Annotated in this window: 13 protein-coding genes; all 13 read right to left on the reverse strand. The window is 59.2% G+C overall.

Features of this window, described 5'->3' with window-relative positions:
- Positions 1-381: 381 nt before the first annotated feature.
- Positions 382-642, reverse strand: a complete 261-nt coding sequence (locus NDI79_RS21655; RefSeq protein ID WP_310930741.1) for a HalOD1 output domain-containing protein — start codon at positions 640-642, stop codon at positions 382-384.
- An 84-nt stretch (positions 643-726) separates the two neighbouring features.
- On the reverse strand, positions 727-1,056 hold the full coding sequence (locus tag NDI79_RS21660; protein WP_310930742.1) for a DUF8158 family protein: 330 nt from the start codon (positions 1,054-1,056) through the stop codon (positions 727-729).
- A 6-nt stretch (positions 1,057-1,062) separates the two neighbouring features.
- Complete coding sequence (locus NDI79_RS21665; protein ID WP_310930743.1) at positions 1,063-1,413, reverse strand: DUF8105 family protein; 351 nt, start codon at positions 1,411-1,413, stop codon at positions 1,063-1,065.
- Between the two features lie 155 nt (positions 1,414-1,568).
- On the reverse strand, positions 1,569-1,895 hold the full coding sequence (locus tag NDI79_RS21670) for a DUF7558 family protein (protein ID WP_310930744.1): 327 nt from the start codon (positions 1,893-1,895) through the stop codon (positions 1,569-1,571).
- Positions 1,895-2,185, reverse strand: coding sequence for a DUF8069 family protein (locus NDI79_RS21675; protein ID WP_310930745.1), 291 nt, complete (start codon positions 2,183-2,185; stop codon positions 1,895-1,897). Before NDI79_RS21675 ends, NDI79_RS21670 begins: the two co-directional genes overlap by 1 nt.
- 516 nt (positions 2,186-2,701) lie before the next feature.
- Positions 2,702-6,901, reverse strand: a complete 4,200-nt coding sequence (locus NDI79_RS21680; protein WP_310930746.1) for a protein NO VEIN domain-containing protein — start codon at positions 6,899-6,901, stop codon at positions 2,702-2,704.
- Between the two features lie 191 nt (positions 6,902-7,092).
- A complete protein-coding gene (locus NDI79_RS21685) occupies positions 7,093-9,117 on the reverse strand; it encodes a hypothetical protein (protein WP_310930747.1) in 2,025 nt (674 codons plus the stop codon).
- Between the two features lie 39 nt (positions 9,118-9,156).
- Positions 9,157-13,527 (reverse strand): primase-like DNA-binding domain-containing protein, encoded by a 4,371-nt coding sequence (locus tag NDI79_RS21690; protein WP_310930748.1) that lies wholly within the window; start codon positions 13,525-13,527, stop codon positions 9,157-9,159.
- Positions 13,520-15,604 carry a VirB4 family type IV secretion system protein gene (locus tag NDI79_RS21695; RefSeq protein ID WP_310930749.1) on the reverse strand — a complete coding sequence of 695 codons (2,085 nt, stop codon included), beginning with the start codon at positions 15,602-15,604 and terminating at the stop codon, positions 13,520-13,522. Before NDI79_RS21695 ends, NDI79_RS21690 begins: the two co-directional genes overlap by 8 nt.
- Positions 15,601-16,614, reverse strand: a complete 1,014-nt coding sequence (locus NDI79_RS21700) for a TraC-like domain-containing protein (RefSeq protein ID WP_310930750.1) — start codon at positions 16,612-16,614, stop codon at positions 15,601-15,603. The genes NDI79_RS21695 and NDI79_RS21700 overlap by 4 nt, the downstream gene beginning before the upstream one ends.
- A gap of 6 nt (positions 16,615-16,620) precedes the next feature.
- Entirely contained in the window at positions 16,621-17,967 is a 1,347-nt protein-coding gene (locus NDI79_RS21705) for a TrbL/VirB6 family protein (RefSeq protein ID WP_310930751.1), read from the reverse strand.
- Entirely contained in the window at positions 17,957-18,688 is a 732-nt protein-coding gene (locus NDI79_RS21710) for a hypothetical protein (protein ID WP_310930752.1), read from the reverse strand. Before NDI79_RS21710 ends, NDI79_RS21705 begins: the two co-directional genes overlap by 11 nt.
- A 179-nt stretch (positions 18,689-18,867) precedes the next feature.
- Positions 18,868-20,523, reverse strand: a complete 1,656-nt coding sequence (locus NDI79_RS21715) for a DUF8186 domain-containing protein (RefSeq protein WP_310930753.1) — start codon at positions 20,521-20,523, stop codon at positions 18,868-18,870.
- Positions 20,524-20,544: the final 21 nt, after the last annotated feature.

Here is a 20,544-nt window from a genome sequence, read left to right on the forward strand (position 1 = left end):
CGAGCGGCCAGCGGAGTAAGCGTGGGGGGTGAGCAGCCACGCCGCGCAACCCCCCGCGCTTACCCGCTGGCGTCGAGGGCACATTCACTTTAGCCCGGCAGCCCGCCCGCTACTGCAGGCAGGCAGCCCGGAATGGTCGGTCGCGAGCGACGCGGAGGGCGGCAGCGGCGAGCGGGGCGGGCCGGTACGCACACACCTGTCCAGCCGGCCGCGACACTCGGCGACCCAGCTACCGTCCTGGCGGACTCAGAAAGGGCGAGGCCGCCTCGGCCGTCCCCCGACCCCGTAAGCACCGCAGGGACGAGGAGCGCAGCGGTGGTCGCGGGATGCCGAGCGGCCGAGGGCTTTCAGGGAACGTCGCTGTCGACGAATTCGATCGCGTTACTGATCCGGTGCTCCGGCTGGCTCGTCGAGAAGGACATCGACGCCGTCGTGGGTGACAGCGAGCTGAATCCCTTCCACAGTGAACCGGACTTCTACGTCGCCGGCTGAGGATGCGAGAAGCTGCTCGAGTGCCTCGACGTCGACGGCGTCGTGGAGCTGATACGAATCACTCGCCAACCCGTGGGCTTCCAGTGTCTCGACGATTTCAACGAGTAGATCAGGGGATGTATCTGAGTCTCGGGGGGTGGAGGGAGCCATTGTGGCCTTAGCGGGTACATAGGGCGAATAGGAATTAAAAATAGGGATTCGACGAACCGTCGCTGCGGGCTTTCAACCGGTCCCTCAGTAGTCGTCCTGTGCGTTCAGCTCCTCGAGGAACCAGCTGGCGGCGGTCCCGATCCGAACGCCGTCGACGTTGCGCATCTCAAGGCCGTTCGTGGCGGTCCGAAACGGCTCGTCGTCGACGAGGATGCGATGGATGACTGTCCGGACCGATTCCGTTCCATACCTGTCGACGAGCGCCGCGACCGCCGTATCGAAATGCGCATCCTCGTGCCCAGCTCGCGGGTTCTGCGCCCGGTGGATCACGAGGTCAACCACATCGTCGACCGATGCGTGCTCGGGATTCCCGGTTTGCTCACGAACGTCATAGTTGGACTCTATATCAGGCATTGCGAGTCACTCCGCCGCGTCGTCCGTATCGGTCCTCGCAGGGTCGGTTTCTCGTTGCCGGCGGATCGCAGCCAGCGTCTCCTCAAGCGTACCCACACTCTCGATCGACGCGAGCTCGTCGGTAATCTCGTCGATGAGTGCGACTCGCTCGCCGGCGGTCTCGTCGCCGGCGGTCGTGTCGATCGATGCGACGCGAAGCGCCCGCGTTTCGTGCCAGCCACAGTCCCAACAGTCACGGGTCACCTCGATATGCTCGTCCTCTTCCGCTGCGAGGACGGCGTCGGACAGCGACGTTGAAAGCGGCCGGTCCGGTCCGACCTCGAGGGTGACTGGGGACCCGCACGCGGGGCAGTCCATAGTCATCCCGAGGAGCGCCCGTCTGTTGAAGATAGCGGAGCGACGGGACAGCGACACAAACAGTGCCGATAGGCCGTGGGACGGTGTAGCCACGGCCAACTGTGATCCTCCCCCCGTGGTCGCCGTACCACTCGCGTCGAAGAGCGCTCGGCGGGTCAGTCAGAGACAATGTGCGCGTCGAGGTCGCGCGTCCAGTACGTTGCTGGCCCGCTTGGACTACACCGCGCACAGACCTGTATCGGACCTTCGAGATGGCCGAGTTCGATCCGAAACCGTGTGAGCGCTGCGAGCGCGTCGACGACGAGGCCACAGCTGTCACAGGCGTAGTGATCACAATCATCGGGATCCGGCGTCTCTTGGATCGCACAGTCGACGCAAATCGGGTGGTTGACCCGCTCTTCCTTCCCCCACGTGTAGGCGATCCCGGTTTCTGTCCCGGGTGGAGCCTCGCAGAAGGCACAGCCGGCCAGCGTCTGCTGCATCACTCATCCCCCTCGCCGGCGTCCCGGGCGGCCGTCCAGCCCTCGTGGAAGACGGCGAGCTGCTGCATCGATTCGAACGCTGTGTCGCTGGGCTCGTGAACGAGGAGCCGCTGGTCGACGACCGGTGTGACTGTCCCGGCATCGTATAGCTCTCGAACCAGCTGGCGGGCCGTCTCGTCGTCAAGATCCGCCGTCGATGGTGACCGCGCATCCCGATCCTGAGCGAGCAATTCCGCTTCGAACCGTTCGTGATCGTCTGCCGTATCGTCGTATCTATCCGGACCAGACATACGAATCAGGGGCAACGCACGAACCGCCCCGCACCCCATTCTGGGGCACAATAAACAGTCGCCATAGCCATCCATTCTCAGGCACGATGTCGACCTGCTCCCTCACCCTCCACGCCCCACGCCATCGTCTGGGTGGCAGCCTACTCTCGCTTGGCCTGCGGCCTGGCACCTCGGCCCTGTTGGCCGCGAACGCAACTTTGGGCGGCCACCCCCACCATATATCGGTTGATTTTTCGGCTGTCAGGTCTCCTCAAATCGCAAGACGGCGTGGCCTGACAGCTGATTTGATAGAGCAGGCGAGATCACACCTATTCGGAGACAGCTGTCTAGTGGAGCCGTCTTGCGGTTTTGGATGTAGATTCCGGTAGAGTTCTGACGGCTGTCTAGTGCCGTTCGGAGGAGGTGTCAGGTTACTACGTCGGCCGAATGATTCCATATCTCATCCTCTCAAAGTGGTCTACTATTGTCCGGATTTCTTCTCCCGAATACCACTTCTCGAAAGCTGAGGATTGGATTTCAATCGTCCTGCTCGTCAGAAATAAGATCCAGAGAGTAGCGAATGGCCTCCTCGGTGCGATATGGATCTATCGAAGCTTTCCGCTTAACCGCGTCTCCATGTGCTAACGGATTCTCGAGTACTGCCAGTTCATACGACCCGTCCTCGCTGGATCCATCATACACTCGATAGAGATAGAACCGGTCTTGATGGGTCAGGGCTTGTTGGACCTGGCCGTCATCCAAAGTTACGTATCCCTGTTGACTTGTACTGCTTTTCACCTCGATATATCGATCTATGAGGGTTCTGTCAGGGTCTGATTCGAATGCCTCTTTGCGTTCCTCCGTCTCAAAACTCAATACGTCACACCCATAGCTTTCGCTTCCTTGGATATGTGAAACGAGGATTGGGAAACGTCCCGCGTCAATTTCGAACCAGTATGCGAGTTTTTCGGCTCCTTCAGAATCGGGTACATCGTATGTTCCCGATGTCGACCGGCTCTGTGATGTCTGGGATGTTCGGCGAATCGTGATGGATCTTCCCTTCACCGGGTCGAAGCCCTGTTGCTTTGATGAGACGCCCTCTATCGATTCGTCGATGCCAGATTGTGCTGTCGAAGCAGATGTTTCGTCAGCTGTCTGTTGGGAATTGACAGCCGATCCGTCACGCGAGGGGGTATCTCCCGATCGCTCTCTTTCTGTTTTCTTGGTTCGATCCATTCCGTCCGTGACTTCAGGCGCAGTGAAAACCGAGTCCGACTCTACAGAGGTTTCACCTGTGAGGTGCGCTCTAGATTCACGTAAGCGCTTATGCGCGGATTCGTCACCTAAGAGCACCTCCAAACGCTGACTCCGATCATTTGCTGTTGCGAGCGAGAGAATATCCTTGCTCAGCTTCTTATCAAGGATATCTGAAAAAACATCTCCGACCAACCGAGCAAGATGGTCATCAGTCACCTGTGGTCTCCCGTCGAGAATATCGGGCACAACATACACTGTCGAATCGTCAATGAGGTACGATCCTGGTTGAAGTTCGATATCGAAGGTATCGCTACCAACTGATGCAGTCGCCTTTACCGCGTTACATAGGACGATCTCTGCGTCGCGTATCGCCCGTAGCTCCCGGCGATTATCGTCGCCATCAACTCTGAAGGCGTAAATGAACGGCTTCAACTCTTCAACCTCCTGCGAAAACTCGTCCATATACAGGTGGTGGTCGTAGTCGACGTCTGAAATGTTGATATCAGAGTTTGTGAGCCCCTCTACGCCGAAGAACTGTTTCACCTTCTCAGTACCTTGGCGGTTATCGAGCCTCAGTGAGGGGTATCTGTCCTCAACTGGTGCAGGAATTGAGTCGGTGTTTGTGTATCGCAGCTCGGACACCGGATAGTACCCTTCGACTCCCTCGTGAGTTCCGAACATTTCCCCATTCTCAACGAAATCAGCACGCAGAGATGCTGGTGGAGTCTCGTCACTTTCGCGGTTCTTTAGCAAGGTTCGATAGACCCGCTTTGCCACCTTGCCGTCCGGATCCCGATCAGGAAGGTTAAACAGAATTTCGTAGAACGATTCCCACGAAAGATCGGCGAGTGTATTCGTTACACCCAGGTCTCGGAGCGTTTTGGAGATGTCAGTTTCGTCAACACCCAGTTCGGAGAAGAGCGGATATTCTGGATCTACTGCCGGATATCCAACTAATGGCGAGATATCCTCCGCTAACGATGCTGTCGAGCAAGTCTGTGGAGTCTGAAGATCCGTCTCCCCACTTTGGACAGGAAGCCACATGCTCGTTCGGAGAATCCAGTAAGGGTGGGATGGTACAGACTGCTCGTTAAGCGATTTCCAATTTTGGTGGTACTTGGGTTTGATCTCAAGTATCGCGTCTGATCCATTCTTCCGCCACCGATTGGTCGTCTCTGGAATCGTCGCAAGCCACGCGAGTATCGCATACGGATGTGCGCTTTCGACGATCTCCTCAAGTCGGTCGACTGTCTCGACCCTTCGTAGCCGATAATTCCGTGTCGACGTAACGTCATTCGGGGTTTCTTTTGTTTCACTCCCGAACTCAGCTGGATAGTCTAATGTCTCGAGGACGTGGTCAAAGAAGTCAGAATTACTCATCTCATGTTGCTCTAATCGCGGCTCATCGGCGACACCCAACCAAAGCAAGAACGACTCTAGCCTGCTCAAATCGTCACAGAAGTCTAATTCTGTGGGACTTACGACGAACAGCTCCTGATCTACTGACTCATACAGATGTTCGACCAATTTGCCGTTGGGGTACTCACCCGTTAGATAGAGAGAGTTGGCCTTTGCGAAAGTCCCGGTACGTGTCGGAATAAAAATCGAGACTTCTGAGAGGCTCACGCCCTTAGCACCGGCTTCGTAGAGGTTCCATAGCCCCCGTAGCATCTTTCGGCGCCAATGTGCCTCTGACTCCGGATCCTGAGAAACGCGGTCGTTCGCTTCAGTGACAACCGCTTGGACTAACCCTGAAAGCTCGTACTCACGAATATTAAACGACGATAGCTTCATTCGCAAATCTCGAATACTGGTTAATCCCCAGTTCGACTGCAGCTTTGATGCAAGATCGGGGTGAAGAATATCTCTTGGAACCCATGAAGGGAGTGTAATCGACTCCCCTTGTGGTGGGAGGAATGTCGTTCGTTCAGACGGGATTGTAGTACCCTCGCCATCGATCAGAAGACGCGGTGGAGTCTCGTCTCCAATGAGATTATTATCGACGAGACGGGTGATGATGCCTGCTCGGGCTGTCATAGACAGGTCGCTTGAAATACTATCGAGTCGGGTTCGTAGGTCTGTGTAGTCGATGTATCCAACGTCTAGACGATCCAGCTGGTTCCTCACATCATGACTATTCGTGTGCAGACAGACATCGTCGAATAGCTCTCCTTGGAGTAGGTCATCAAAATCACCGGAAATCCGCTTTGCCTGTGCGGGGGTTGTAAAGGAACCATCCTGCACTGGAATAAGAGAACGCGTAGCAACTTTTGACTCAAGCAACTGCTTGAACGAGGTTTGGTCTTCATCCGGTGCTCCGAGGTTGTTTAGCGTAGAACCGATTGGTCCAGTGGGTGAAACTGTACGGAGAGCGGCCCACGGGGTTTCTTTAGATCGGTGGTCCTCCGCTGCATCAATCATCTTCGACGCTAATCGTTCAGCGACGAATCGATTAGCATCGCTCTCTATCAGGTGATTTCGTGACTCTGTCACCTGAAACGTGGCGTGCGCCAACATCGGAAATGGGAACGAGACCTTGGTAGGGAAGAAAACAAAGAGATCAGATGGTAGCTTTGTCCATCCGGTGTCCTCGGGGATAGCGATTTTAATCTCGTACCGGTCTTTAGTTTGCGAAGTGGTGGTATATTCCTCCGGAATTTCTCCTGAGTCTTCGAATATTTTCCACGTAGTCGGTTCACCGCTGCCGTGGTCAACAATAACTTTCTCCTCACCGCGTTCGACACTCCAATCCTCTTCTCGTTCTGGACTGCGAATACGAAGATCGTCTACGCTCCGTAGGAACAGCGTGAGCTCTTTGAAGAGGGAGTTGATCTCCTTCTGAACTTGGTTCCGACTACCGCTGTCAAACAGAGGAATGCAGATTACAGTGTCGTATCCTTGGGCCTTGATTTGTTGCCCTTGTTTGTAGACTTCCTCAAAACGTGTATCTACAACGTCGCTCTCTGAGAGAAGTCGTGGCGTGCTCAGCGTTGCGATTGGACTTGAGGCACCCCGCTGCTCGTATCGCTTAGCTTTCCTATCAATTTCGTCGTTTTCGGCACGGAGTTTGTTTAAAAACTCAGATGCGAATTGGTCCGAGAATCCGATCGATACGTCCCCGCTGTGTATGAGTACGTCCGAACTCCAATTCAAAATAGACCGAAATCCAAGTCCCTTGTAGCCGATACACTCCTCCCGGAATTGTTTCGGGCTATTGTCGCTGAGCATTAAGGAACTGATTCCCTCGCGGGAGAAGGGGTCCCCACTATTAGCGACGAATAGGCCTTCCTCTGTCAGTTCTATCAGGACATCAACCGAACCGGACGATTCCCAGCCGGCATCGTCAGCGTTCTGAATGAGCTCCAGTAGTCCACGACCAGAATATCCGTCAATATGCTTCGTCTCTCGATTATAGTCCGAAAAGAGTCGATCCTCGTCACGATGGTAGACGTCTTCCATCTTCTGGAGTTGGTCTTCCACCCAACTCCCCCATTCTTCAGACGAAGTATTTGGCACACAATCAGACAGTCGGGCAGGGGATTTATTGGTGTTGACCAGATTTCCGATTGAGCGGTTCCTAAGGGCCGAGAGATTGGATCGGTTGTAAGGAGATGGGGAAATCTTCAGTACTGACTCATATTATATTCTGTAGGTCGTATTGAGGAGCTCCTCTACCGGTTGAACGAAACTATTTGTTTCGCTCGATCCAGAGGGGACGGACCGTCAGTCTCGTTTTTTTCTTCTCCCGATTTGAGATCCTGTTCCGACTCTCGATCCTTGAGAGCGGACTCCAATCGATTCCGTTCTGCGCGTACCGTGGTTAGTTCCGTTCGGAGCTGGTCAATCTCCGCTTCCAGATCTTCAATTTCCTCTGATTTCTCGTCCAATTCAGACTCGAGTTGCTCAACCTTCGCTGACAGCAGCCGGTTCTTTTCGCGAAGGTGAACACGGTTCAGGTCACTCGTTGTCTCACCGCTCTCAGGGGCTTCAGTACCCGTTGTCAATTCCTCATCCTCCTCTTCCTCTTCGGGCTGGACTGGCTCTCGGCCGTGCTGCAGCCCCGCCGCTTCGATGGCTTCCAATGTCTCGTTGTAGGTTTCGTACCCGGGGAATCCCTCGTAGGTTCCTTCCTCACCCTCACGATCGACGAACGCGTCCTCTGGACAGATCTCGAGCGCGACAGCTGCTTTCCGAACGGCCCAGAAGGGCATCTGGTCGTAGGTTCCGCCGTCGACGCGGTCTGACCCGACGTCTGGAACCCACACCGGAATGTCGTAGCCGGCGCTCCGCAGTTCATCGACGGCCGCCCAGTAATCCTCCCCATCGAGATCCGCATCGGCGTCGGAGATAATCCCCGTCGCGAGCGCCATTAGCTTCGCCGGCCCGCCCCCGGCGTTCACCTTCGAATCGCCGAAGGTGTTGGCCTGCTCGTCGACGAAACAGGACTGCCCGCTTTCGCTGTGCCGCCAGCATGGGTCGAACTGCGGCCGCGGCTGGTTTGGATCCGTATCGTAGGCATCGCTCGCGTAGTGCCGGGCGATCTCGGTGATGTCGATATTCTCGACAGCCTCGTAGACGTCCTCTTTGAACGGCGTAATGGGCCGGCCTTCGAGGGCGCCATCGAGTTCTGCCATCCGCTCCTCACGTCGCTGAAGCGCCGCCTCACGCTGTCGCTCTCGCTCCCGTTCCCGCTCGCGCTCCGCTTCGATCCACGCCTCCAGCGTTGTCCGCCACCCGTCGTGGTCCTCGTACAGATCCGGCCAGAGCGTCGCGACCAGCGAGTCGACGGAGTCTGTGTGCTCAACCTGCGTGAGCTCGTCGGCCCAGCTGACGGCCTGCTCGATGAGGGTGTCATCGACGGTCTCGAACGGACGGAGCTCGTAGCGAACGTCGTCGGTCGTGATGGGCGTGACGACAGCATCGTGATCAGCGTGAACCGACAGCGGCGGCTTGTACTGCCGATTCTTGTTGTTCACCCAGTCGGGCTGGATGACGTCGCCGGCGCCGTCGATGCGTTCGTTCACGCGGGCCTCTGCCTCTTGGAGCCACGCGTTCGAGCGGTCGAGAAACTCGTCGAATACCCGTTGGAGCGCATCCGGATCATCGCTGAAGTGATCCGCAATCGGGAGCGTGGCCTCCGGGGCTCCGAAAATGTACGCGCCCCCGACGGAGTCCAGCGCATACACAGCGTCTCGCGTGCCGTACAGCGTTGCATACTCCTCGATGTAGGCCTCGAGGGTCCGCTCCACGAGGGTACGCGTCTCGGCATCGAGGTGGTCACGTTGCGGCTTGATATCATCAGCGAGGTCAATATCGCCCCAAGCGGGAACCGCCCGGATGTCGGCATACCCGGGGGTCGGGGGCTCATCCTGCCAGACGGTCGTCCCCTCGGATTGGTCGTACCGACAAGGTTCCCACCGCTGGAAGGCCGACGGCGTCTTGTAGGTGGTGACGGCATAGAGGGTCCGTTCGAGGCGGTCGTGAATCTCGTCGTAGTCGCGATCGAGGCGGGTAACCCGCCCGCGCTGCGGATACCCGGCCTTGATCGCCTCCACGTCGTCGTGGTCGCGTTTGATGTACCACCCGACGAAGTCGTTCAGCCCGATGGTTGGATAGTCTTTGACGGCCGCCAGCGCCTCGTAGACGGGTTTGGCGCGACGGTAGTGCTCACTGATAGCTGATTTTGAGAGCGTCATCTCGTGTGCTCCTGCACCTCCTGAGCGGGAGCAGAACGATTACACACTGACATCGGTCGATTCCTCCCGGTCGCCGGCGTCGGCCAGCTCGATTCCGACGTAACACCGTTGCGTCTGTCCGTCCAGCCACTTTTTGCCACGCTCGAACTCAGCGTGGTCACGAAGGGCCTGTGTGAACCGGGTTTTCGGCTTCACCTCGTACTCCTCTGTCGCCGCATACTGCTCGTACGCATCGTAGACATCGGCGACTGCGACGACCCCGTCGTCGGATTCAACGATGCTATCGCGGACGAATGCTTGGATGCCGAACGGATCGTTCTCGTGGTCTTCCTGAGTCATGGATTGCTCATCGGCAGGTTCGTCTGGCTCCACACCTGCCAGATGGAGTTCATTATTTTCGATCGCTTCTGTGAGCGCAGCGAGGTCTTTGGTCGCGTCAGAGTCCGGGGTGTAGAGCTCGAGATTCTGCTCATCCCCGATGACGCCTATCGCATACGAGTCACCCGTGTACTCCGGAACGGGTAGGTCGGTACTGGGCACGAACGGGCGCTTGACAGGTACCCAGTCCGCTTCGAATGCCTCGCGGGACTCGTAGGTCTCGGGGAGTTCTCCCGGCCTGAAGACGGTGTATGTCTCGCTCTCGGCGTCGTAGCTGTATGTCGCCGGGAACTGATCTTTCGACACAGCGTCGAAGGAGTCGATCCGGGCGTGCTGGTCTCCGGCACTATCCTGGAGGACGAACGCACCGTCCCGCTCGAACCAGCGGGTGTGGCGACTGCCGCCAGTGGCCGGTCGGACGGCCGTCACTCCATCCGCGGCTCGCGCACCACCGTTGAATGTGACGTTGTGGTTCATCGTATACAGCCGCGTCTCACCGGATGAGAGCTGATTTCGCGGCTCGCGGAGGATCTTCGCGAGCCGGTCGGCAATCTCGGCAGCCGGTTGATCGTCGTGGTCTGCGACGACGAACAGCGGGATTCGCTCCTGTTCCTGGGCTTTCCGGAGGTTCGAGAGGACCTTCGCCGGCCGGACGTGGGTGGTGGTTTCGACCTCCACCTGGAGCTCCCTGTCGAGATCCGGATGCGTCGCGATGGCGTCGGGGCGGGACTCCCCGTTCTGATCGAGCACCTCCACGGAGAACCCCGTAGTTGCGAGCGACTGCTCGACCGTTTCAAGAACTGAATCGTGGTGCTCGCCCCCGCCGGTCGGTGACGTTGACGTGTCGGGCGTGGCTGCCTGCTCACCCTCATCCGTGAGCCGACACTGAACTGACGATCCCCCGTCCGGGAGATCGACCTCGATGAGCGAGGACGCCTCCCGCACCTCCGGAAGCGTCTCGTAGCCCTGCGCCTCGATAGTGCCTTCCTCGATGCGCGAGAGCAGTTCCTCGTCGACGTCCTCGACAGACACCCAGCCGTTCGTTTCGCGGACGTTGTTCGACAGCTGGACGGCGCGGATCGCACGGGCCATCGCGACCTCCAACGGCAGATCGTCGGCGTTCTCCAGAGCGACGTCAGTCGCCGCGTCACGGCTCTCCACGGTCGTCCCGCCGGCGACCCCGTACTCCTCGCGGGTATGCTCGTGGACGGCCTCCAGGGCGTCTTGGAACCGCTCTTCCTGCGCCCCGGTCAGAGGCTGCTCGCTATCGGGATGCCCGGGCGGAATCGGGAGGGGTTCGATACTGAACGGGTCCGGGCCGGTTTCGCCGAACTCCGGACTCGGGAGCTGAGCGATCCACTCGCCACGCGGGAGTGAACTGATCCGATTCTTGAACTCGACGGGATCCATCGCCTCGTGTGAGAGTGCCTCGGCGATGTCGGCGTCGACGGCGATCTTCCCGACGAGCGGACTGCCGATGTTGTTCAGGACGTTCAGATAGACCTCGCGGTTGCCAGCCTCCTTCATCTGCTCGGGGAACTGCGTCACGAGTTCGATGGATAGCCGGAACTCCCGCCCCTTTTCGAGCAGCGTCGTCAGCGTATCCGAGACGACGACGGAGGACGCTTCGTCGATGAGCAGGTTCGCCACGTAGTCGTCCGGCTTGCGGGCCAGCTCGTCGCCGTCGCGACGCTTGACGGCGTCGTAAAGCTGCGTCAGAATAACGCCGGTCATCACACGGGCGGCCTCGTCGCGGAGATCGCCGAGGTCGAAGATGACCACCTTGTCCTCGTCGAGGAGGTCGCGGAAGTCGAACTGCGACTGGGTATTGTTGAAGATCCGTCGGAGGTGGGCGTCCTGCGTGATGTAGTCCATCCGGTTGCTGATGCCACTCACGACGTTCGAGAACGTCGCCGGGTTCGAGCGCAGGTGTCGCTCCAGTTTCTCCGCGACTTGCGGGTCGCTGGCTCGCGGTGCATCTTCGGGTGTCGAATCTGGTGGGCCGGCGGCATGGAACTGGGTCACCGCCTGCTCGAACTGGTCGTGGGTGAAGTAGTTCGTATCCTGCCGGAAGTGTCCGTTTTCGAGGCCGTACTCCTCGTCGTACATCGCCTTAATGAGGTACTTGATGAGCGTCGGCGAGGCGATGGCGTCCTCGTACCGCTCCGGCCCCATCACGAGCTTGATGAGCTCCTCGTAGTGGTCGGCTTTATCCTGGATCGCGTCGACGCGACGGACTCCATCCTCGAGCGCCGGCGTAATGTCGAAGAACGCGAAGCCAGGCAGGATGTCAGGCACCGAGAAGTGGAGGACGTTCTCCTCGAGGTCCTCAGTCCCGAACCGCTTCGCGTGAGCCCGCATATAGTTCTCGGGGAGGTTCCCGCCCTTGGAGTCGATGAGGAACACTGGGCCCGTGGTATGGTCGTACAGGGAGAGCGCGTCGTTGATCAGCGCGACCGATTTACCGGCGCCGCTCTTCGCGAACCGGCCGACGTGAAACGGCAGCAAATGCGGAGGAATCCGCATCGGCTCTGACGTGGGCGTGCCGTCCTCCCCGAGCCCGCGGCCGATCGCCATCCCGGAGTCCGTGAACGCATCCATGTGGTCCTGCGCCGGGAGCGGCAGGGGCGTCCGGCTCTCGGGTTCGGCGTCGGACCCCCGCCCGCCCTCGGTCGTGAGGTCAGTCGCCGGTGGAACGACCACGAAGTTCGCCAACTCAGCCGGCCCGAGGACGAGATCGGGTCGTGTTTTCCGCCAGTCGCTCTTGGTAGCCAACGTAGCGTTGAGTACCCGGTCGGCGTGCTTCTTGGCCCGCCGCCCCTTTCGAAGCCCACGGCGAATGCGCTTCGGTCGGAGTCGATAGTGTGGCCCGTTCAGGTGGTCAAACACGGACCCGATATCGTCGAGACGATGGTCAACCCGCTCTCGTTGTCGGTCGGAGGTCACGAGAGAAAGTGCCCGCAAATTCACCGTGAACGTGTGCTGTGGCTCCTTCTCGTCGATAGCCTCGACTCGCTCCCGCCCACCGATGTCGAGATACCGACGCTGTCGCCCGGTGTTCGACGGGCTCTGTGGTTCGTTCTCCGTATTCCCGAGGAGTTCTCCGAAGAACCAATCGACGACCCGGTCTTCGCCTTCACGGAGCTTCCGCTGGCGCTCTCGTGCCTCGTGCGTCCAGTCCGATTTCCGCTGAAAGAGTACCTGGAAGGCGATCGGGTGTTCGGCCCGGGTCAGCTGATCGATGAGTGACGCGAGCGGGGCCCGAGCGTGATCGTCATCGTCGTCTTCCGTATTCGTGAATTGGGGTAGTGTCGTCATCCAGTCTTCCCGCCGGGTAGCCTGCCCGTGCCAACTGATTCCGAGTGGGGTCGTCTCATCGACGGTCGGTTGCGCATGGGCCGGCTGGTGATCGGCATCGGGCTCGGAATTTGACGGATCAGCCGCTGTGGGCTCGTCACTCAAATCGGCCTCGAACAAGACTTCGTCCTCGTCCTGCGACGTAGTGCTCTCCGACAGTACACTTCCGCCATCACCGACCGGTTCCTGCCCCGTCGAATCGAAGAGAGTCACGGGCTCTGAATCCGAATTCGGGTCTCCGGAGGATTCCTCAGCTATCCTGGGGTTCATTCCGTGGCTATCGTCTCCTCCGGCACTGTAGTCCTGAGACGGGTCTGCTGTCGATGGGAGTAGCTTCGCTTCCAAGTCAAGGGTGACCCGCTCGAACGTGACGGTCGGAGGATACAGCGTCCGGAGGCGTTCCTCGAAGGCATCCAGCCGGCGGTCGGCCCCGTAATAGAACTCGACCGGCTCGTCTGCCCCCTCACTCACTGCGAGGAACTCGAACACCGGTGGCGGATCGCCGAAGGGACCGATACTTGCGAGGAGTCCGTCGTTGCCAGCATCAAGGCCGTGGAGGCCAGCCAGCTGACGGACGACGGTCTCCGGCGCGAGATCGCTCCGGGAGGGAGTGATCCGGATATACTCGTTACCGTTAGCCACTGTCGGGAGTTCTGACGGGGTCTGCTCAGTCATCCTCCTGAGAGGTAGTGCTAGTTGGTTCACCGCCGTCGGCACGCGTGCCGGCGGGTCGGCTATCTGGATTCGTCACGCTCGTCGTCGGTTCGGGCTCGAGCTCGGCCACGTCCGCAGCGCCTCCGTCGATGACGTGGGCCTCGTAGTCGCTCGCCCGAATTCGGAGTGGGAACCAGCCCTCCTGGTCGATGCCGACGAGCGCTTCCGAGTAGCCGTCCTCGTCCTCGCCGGCCTTCGCGGAGGTGACCCAGTTCACCTGGCGCTCGCTGAGGTCGAACCACTTGGCGATCTTCTCTTTCTCCTCGTTGACGCGGTGGAGGACGGTCAGCGAACAGAGGTTCGCGATGGTTCGTGCCTCCGGCGTCAGCGCGAATTCGCCCCCCGTTTGCGTGATGAATTCGAGGCTCAGATCGAAGTGGCGGCTGTGTCGGACGGCCGTCTCCAGGAAGTCCAGCGAGACAGCGTCGTTCATCAGGTAGTGCGCCTCGTCGATACAGAAGACGACGCGCTTGTCGGTCTGCTTGACCCGCTCGTAGACGCTGTTGAACAGCACCTGCATCATCAGGCTGGTTTCCGCTCGGCCACGGGTGCCCTCCTCTTGGTGGAGATCGAGGTAGATGACCTTCGAATCGAGGTCGAACTCTGAGGGGCGGGCCAGATTCTCGAGTTCACCGCCTTCGCGGAACGACGGCCGGAGGTCCTTCAGCAGCGACTGGGCATCGGACTGGACGGCTTCCTGCTCCCCATCCGTGACGTACCCGTACTCTTCGGGATCTTCCACCATCTCTTCGAGGACCGTGATGACGTCGTGAATGGTGGGCGAGTCCCGGGTGTGCGTCTCCGGATCGCGGGTGATTCCGCGCTTCTCGTAGGCTTCCTGGACGGCCCGCCGGAGCGTCTGGTTGCGCTCGCCGAGCGGATGGTCCGCGACGTGCTCGAAGAACGTCGCGAAAAAGGTCATCACCCAGTTGATCTGTTCGCCCCACGGGTCGATGTCGTCGACCTCCTGCAGGACGTGGTCCGGCGTCGGTTTGATTTCCAGCGGGTTCAGCCCCCGCCGGCCACCGACCGTGATGCGCTCGCCATCGAGTGCCTCGTTGACGCCGGCGAACCCCCGCATCGGGTCGAGCATAATGACGACCGTATCCTCGTCGAACATCGCGCGCCGCACCAACCGGAGCTTGGTCGCGAACGATTTGCCCGCGCCGAGCCGGCCGATAACCATCATACAGTAACCGGTTTGCCGCTTGAATCGGTCGAGGATGAGTGGACTCGAATTCAGCGCGTACGTTCCGTACTCGATGCCGGGTTCCGCAAACGCACCGGAAACGAAGGGGAACATCGCGCCGACCGCCCCACCGAGCATCGGCGTCTTGCTGTCGAGCGTCTCGTTGAACTGATCGAGGGCGATTGGGCTCGCTGAGGTGAACGTCTTCAGCTGTGACCACCGGGGCGTCACCGGCGTCAGATTCGCAGGCGCTTGTCGGGCTGTCGTCGACACCGACTCGGCGTCGATGTTCCCGCGGTCGTCGCCTCTGACCGTGAGATACATCGAGACGTCGAACGCCTGCATCGTCGTGTTCCGAAGGACGTCGTACATCTCCTGGTGGTCCTCGAGGTCTTTCTCGACGCCCCGGGCGCTCGCACGATGCTTTTCGGTCAGGTACTCGTAGTCGGCTTCGAGGTCCTCGATCTTGTTCTCCAGCGAATCCAACGTCTCTCGCGTATCACGAGGATCGATGTGGATGCTGACATCTGTCTGTTGGGTCTCGGCGGCCGCGTACAGTTTTTCGAGGAAGCCGTCCATCGGAGCATCGGGATACTCACCGACCCACAGACTCTGCGCCCACTGGGTGTCAGTCTGGAGGGCGCTGGGCGTTCGCTCGATACTCGACGGCGAGACGACGGTCTGATGGATCTCGGGGATGCCGTCGACTGCCTCACCGTCGGCCTCGTAGTCCACGGTAAACTGTGATTCAGCATCTTCCCCCTCTTCGTCAGGGGCCTCGTCTGCCGTGGCCTCGTCGTCGGTTTCCGAACTATCCGAGCTGGTGAACGGAAGCAGGTTTCCAATCATGACTTGTTGATGACGGGGGACGTTCGAAGCACCTGTTCGGGGTCGCCGTACTCGATTTCCGTGCCGGTCCAGTATTCCGCGATGAGGCGGGTGAGTTCGGCCGCATCAACGGGGCGCGTGTCACACCCCTCGATGCCGCGGAGGCCGCGCTCGACCCGCCGGCGCCGCTCGTCCAGTTCCTCAAGCATCGCGGCTCGCTCTTCCTCCTCCGGCGGCGCCGTGACAATCTGGATGAGGATGCCCAGTACAGGAATCCCAGCGAGCTTTTCGAGGAGGCTGGCCCGTTCGTATCGGACCTCCTCAGGTCGCACCGGAATCAGGACGTAGTGGTCGCGAATGGTCATCTGACGCTGCGCCAGCTCCCGGTCGTACCAGTCGACGTAGTGCTCGATGAGCGCCTGGAGTTTCTCGTTCGATTTGACGTCCGGGTCGCTCAACCGGTCTTCGTACCGCCCGACGTACTCGTCGGCGGGGAACGCCTGCGTCGTCGAGTAAATCTGGATCGGGAACTCGACGGTCGTATTGACGAAGTCCTGGAAGGCCTCCGCCTTCTGGGCCCACTCCTCGTCGGTCGCGAGCGCCATCGTCGGTGGCGACACCTGAACGGCTCCGACAAGGGCCCGGTCTGTCCGCTCGATGGCGTCGTGTCGCGGGTAGACGCGCTCGACGTGGGTGTACTCCTTCGCCTCCTCGTGAGCGATCTCCGTCTCGCTGCGATGGAAGTTCACGAACAGGCCGAGCCAGTCGAGACTGTTGGTATAGCCGGGGGTGAGGTAGACGAACAGCCCACCGAAGGCGATTGCAATCGCTGCGAGTGGGATGGTCAGCGCGGACACCGGAATGCCGCGAACGGTGAGTGACGGTGGGATAACGACCTGCGTCACCAAGACTACCAGTACGCCGGGAAGGCCCGCAACGGCTAGGTCCGTCAGCGAGTACTTCCCGAGGAACTGGGTGTCGGTACCGAGTGACTTCGGAATGCGTTTTGCGGGGTCAGTTGCGGAGCTCATGGGTTGTTAGTGGATGTAGCGTGGCGGTTCGTCAGCCGAATCGCGGGATCGGTCCCTAGTTTCAGGATCTCTGAACTGATCTTGGTTACTACGGTCGTATGCGTCTCCTCCAGAGTCTGTACTGCCAGTCTCAGATGGGGAACTCGCTCCTCCCCCTCCGAGGTTCCCTCCGCTATTCCCCCCGCTCCCATTCTCGGGATTCCGGAGGCGGGACCCAACATTGTTCAAACGTTGACCGGCTGAATGTGCTCGCGAACCTCCCGAGTCGAAGACATATTGACCACTCTGGGTGATTGCGGGTTCATCCCGAAGTCCTCTCACAAAGTTCCGACTGCCCTGTTTTCCTGTGTTGATCCCCTGCTTAACCCGACGGGCACGATTTTTAGCCCGTTGGGCGGAGAAGTGATGGGCCATCCGGTCGCCAATGAAAAACAGGGCTCCAGCCTGCCAGAAGAGCACTAGTGGCGACACGAGAGCCAAGAAAGGAATCACAAGTGCTGATATCCATATTCCGATCCCACCGAGCGTCGGCCCAGCACTGGTTCCGAGCAAATCACCTAGCCGGAAGAGGAGGGCCACAGGAACCGTCATAAAGAGGAAGGGAACGTAGAAACTGGCGAGCTTCTTCATAAACTTCGAGACGAGCTTGAACGGGCCCACACCCGGAATCCAGAGAACGATCAGCAGAGGCATCAGGAGGACATAGAGATAGAGTGCGTGCTGTCTAACCAGGTAAATCAGGGCAATTAGCAGGAAGAGGATGATGTCGACTGCCCAGCTCAGGACGAGTCCGATAAGACCGATAGCACTGAAGGACAGAGTCTGGAACCAACTGATATTGGATAGACTCGGGGTCAGGAAACCACTCAACGCATCGATGAACCGGAGCGAAAGCGCAGCCATCCACCACCATGAGAGAATCCCCAAGAGACCAGCGAAGGCCCGCTTCTTGAGCTTAGATCGATGGTAGCTGCTGAAGAGATGGCTGGTCGATTCGAAGAAAATAACCAATCCAATCGACAGCCCATAGAGGGAAAGCGAGAGCGGGATGATCGTGCCCCAGTAGTAATCGTAGATGTTGGGCCAAGGTCCATTGGATGGACGGCTGAACGTAGAATCTGGATGAGGAGTCCCGACAACAAGCCTGGCAAGTGAATCTCCGAGACTCCGGATGGTTTCAACCGGACTAAACAGAGCTCGCAGTAGCTGCCGGAAGGCCTCTATAATAATGTCGACTAATGCTCCTCCACCTCCGGAAGCACCGCTTTGTGCAAGCGCTGGTTGGGTTGCTAATAATAACAGAACCACAGAGGCACAGACGATCGTAGAGACCCTCCTGAGACTAGGACGCATCGTTCTCACCTCCGGCGATGAGCTCTGCTGTGATCTCAGAACAGGTGTACGTGTCTGAAGTCCCGATACCTGACCGCTCTCCGTTGAGAGACACTTCTATCGTTTGTTCGAGTGAAGAACCGACTACTGTTCCAACGACAGCCACGAATTCAACCGCTTGACCGTCACAGGTCTGCTCTGTCGAATCGTCGTCAGTGAATACAATCGGTGGGGTGTTACCCACAAAATCAACAGCCTCCCCCGGACCGATGATGTTCTCCACTGGATCTTCGGGAGTAATGAACTGCGGAATCCCCTTCCTGTCGTTGAGTTCCGCATTGGCTGCTTCGTTAGGTGCATCTCGATAGACGATCTGATAGGGCCACGTTGGCGCAGTTCCAGTGTTCCTGATAGTTAACGCGAGATTTCCTCGGTTTGCTCCCTCTTGGTAATGGGATGCTTCCGTAAGTTGGAGATTTGGCTGCATCTCCAGCTCTCTGCTTTGAGAGGACTCTTCTCTGACTGCGGTCAGCTCGTACGTACCAGGATTGTAGTGTTCATAGTCTCCCAGTCCAGGCTGAATATCCATTACTCGGAGTCGAACCGTCGTGGCGCCCTCCGCAACGTCGGCTTGGGTGTAGAGACTTCCATCAGGAGCGATGAGATTGAGACGGCTGACGTCGTGGTCCTGACTAAGTGTCACAACGAGTTCGGGGCCATCAAAACGGGTCTCTTCGAACACCGAATCCTCAGACGGTGAGGAGGTCGTAGCTGGCGATTCGGAATTGTTCCCTTGGTTGCCATTTCCAGCACAACCTGCTAATCCACCTATTATCGCCGTCCCGGACCACGCCAAGAGACGCCGTCGGCTAACGCACTGTTCCGACTCAGAGTCGTGAGTTGTGAGGTGTTTTCCCGACATCATAGTGACCTCCATGGGGGCCAAATCCTCCAGCCAGTGATGCGGTCAACGAAGAATACCGCAAGGAGGAACAGCGAGACTGGGACGCCGATTCGGAACAGCGTCGACAGGATTTGGAGTACGGTCCCTTGTAGCAGGACAGTGTCCGAGTCGCTGGTATATCCCGGGGAATTTAGCCACCAGTGACCGGGTTCATATCGGGCCGACACACCGCCTGGGGGCCGTTCGATCGTCGTCGTGACGGTTCCATTGCCGGTCGTGTTCACCCGCTGCCCGTTGACGACAACGTAGCCGTCCCGTTCGGCGGTGTTGATTGGTGCGTCGGTATTCGCGTTCAGGAGCGTAACCCGGACGGTGACGGTGTCTTCGGTCTGGTTCACCACCCCAAGGGTGAGGTTGCTCTCGTAGATCTGGATTCGAGCGAACTCATCGGCGGGCCGCTCTGCCTCGACACCTCTGACGAGTCCCCACGCACGGACGGTTTCGGGCTGCTCGTCGGTCGTGGCCCGGGTCGCGATGCCGTAGCTGGCGGTGTACGGTTCCGTGAGGACGTCCAGGTAAATGTTCGACGGGAGGGTCGGCGGCGACGTCGCCGTGCCGTACACGTCCAGTATCGTCACGTTCCGGCGAGGCGACGGCGTCGGCCCCGTCTCGATGGGGTACGCGTTCACCTGGAGTGGATGGAGCGGTGAGTGGGCGGTCCGCTGTCCGTCGTCCGAGCTGTAGACCAGTGTATCCCAGTCTTTGTCTCGGGCCGAGTAGAACCGCCAGACACCTCGGACGTCACCGTTGGGCAACTGGTAGCCGAGCCACGGCTGGTTCTTGTAGACGACGAGGCCGAGGTCGCCGTTTGGATACTCGGCGATGAACCCTGATACCGCGAGGTCGTACTTCGTGACCTCAATAGAATCGGTTACCGTGACGGTCTCGGTCGGGTATGAGACGGAGCTCTCCCGGTTGGTACAATCGCCCTCGTCGTTGTGGGCGGTACACACTTCGACCTCCTTCCGAAGCCGGACGGAGATGTTCGCCTGGAGCGTGAGCTGGTGGTCCTCGCCGGCGTATCCATCCAAGGAGTACGAGAGTGCCGGCGTGTGGGAACCACCAGCCGTCGTCTCTTCGTCGCCGTCGACGAGGAGTTTCGTCTCCTCAACCTGGTGGCTCTCCAGACTCCAGTAGACGCGTCGATCGCCGGATGTGTCGTCAGGCGGCACCGCCACCCGGTAATCGACGGTCCCGCGGAGCGTCCCGTCTGGAGCGACGTAAAGCGGCTGTCTGGACGACGAGAGGCGCGCTCGGGTGGACGGCTGAACGGCGAACACCTCAGTATAGGCTTCCTTGATGAACTGGTCGCTGGTGAGGTCCGCATCTGGTGGATGGATCGACACGGAGCTGTTGGTCGCCGGGAACTCCTGGTGGTCACCACGGTTCCATCGCTCAACTGCCCGCGGGGGCGAATCGAACGGGACATCAGTCCCCTCGCCAAGCTGCTCAACCGCCGACCCGTTACTCAGATTCGCACCGTCGGTCGCACCGTCTTGATCCCCCGACCACAGTTTGTGAAAGGTCTCCTCCGGGACGCCGTGGTCAGTACTATTTGGGGGATGGGCGCCCACTGGAACGGCGGCTGTCGATGCGACGAGGACGGCGGACATGACGAGTGCGAATCCTGTTGC

This window comes from Halogeometricum sp. S3BR5-2 (assembly GCF_031624635.1).
GTDB classification, from domain to species: domain Archaea; phylum Halobacteriota; class Halobacteria; order Halobacteriales; family Haloferacaceae; genus Halogeometricum; species Halogeometricum luteum.